Here is a 920-nt window from a genome sequence, read left to right on the forward strand (position 1 = left end):
GGCACCGCTTTCCGGGCTTCCGAGGTGCTGCAACCCAAGGCCCGCAAGCACGGGCGAATTCTTTCACAGTCTCTGGAGCGTGGGGAGCCAGCCGAAAATGTGTTGGTTTTTAGACAGCCTCTTAGTCTTACCATGATTACGGAGACTTCATCATGCGTACAGCAACAAGCAAACTGACGAAAGAATACCAGGCAACAATACCCGAGCCGGTGCGGCGTCTGCTCCATTTGGAAGCCGGTGACGCAATCGCCTTCGACATCGAGAAGTCATTTCGAACCACAGAGAACGCCGAGAACACGGAGATAAGGAAGCGGCCGATTCTCTGCGTTCTCTGTGGTTTAAACTTCACAGACTGGCAGCTGATGCCACCGTTTTTGCGACGCCCTCCTACATCGGTAAAACCGCTTATCGCCAAGTTAACCGGCGCGCGTTAGCGCGTCCGAGCGATGTTGAACTTTTTGTTAGCTGTAAAAGGTGGCGTCCGACGCGGTCTTTCTCGTTCCCACGCGCTGCGTGGGAAGGTGGAAGCTCTGGGCCGCGGAGAGCATCAGGCCGGTGGTATACACGGGAATCAAACCTGCCGGCTGTCCGGCGTTATCCGGTGCGGCCCGGAAGGCGTCTGCGCTGACCGTTGCCGCCAGCTGGTGATGGGGTCCGTAAGCCGTCTGAAAGACGGCGGTCCCAGCCGGCCCGGAACCGCCGACATCTTGTCGGCTCCCGGGATCGCCGACATCTTGTTGGCCCCTGGGATCGCCGACATGTTGTCGGCCCCCGGGACTACCGATATTTCGTTGGCCCTTCCGGCTATCGGGTAAAACCTAAGTGCCGAGTTACCGGTCCAACTGGTCATCAGTCAGGCTGAGTTTTCTCGTTCCCAGGCGCTGCGTGGGAACCAGAGACCGGGAGCGGGGCTTTTGCGA

The 920-nt window shown here is 58.7% G+C and carries 2 protein-coding genes; both read left to right on the plus strand.

The window, feature by feature from the left end:
• Window positions 1–152 precede the first annotated feature (152 nt).
• Complete coding sequence (locus BQ17_RS22445) at window positions 153–434, plus strand: AbrB/MazE/SpoVT family DNA-binding domain-containing protein (RefSeq protein WP_218068144.1); 282 nt, start codon at window positions 153–155, stop codon at window positions 432–434.
• A 24-nt stretch (window positions 435–458) separates the two neighbouring features.
• Window positions 459–815, plus strand: a complete 357-nt coding sequence (locus BQ17_RS20425) for a hypothetical protein (RefSeq protein ID WP_218068146.1) — start codon at window positions 459–461, stop codon at window positions 813–815.
• Window positions 816–920: the final 105 nt, after the last annotated feature.

Source organism: Candidatus Thiosymbion oneisti (assembly GCF_900092655.1).
GTDB classification, from domain to species: domain Bacteria; phylum Pseudomonadota; class Gammaproteobacteria; order Chromatiales; family Chromatiaceae; genus Thiosymbion; species Thiosymbion oneisti.

Coding starts and splice junctions, on each gene's coding strand:
- BQ17_RS22445 (WP_218068144.1), top strand. CDS start 153: ATGCGTACAGCAACAAGCAAACTGACGAAAGAATACCAGGCAACAATA.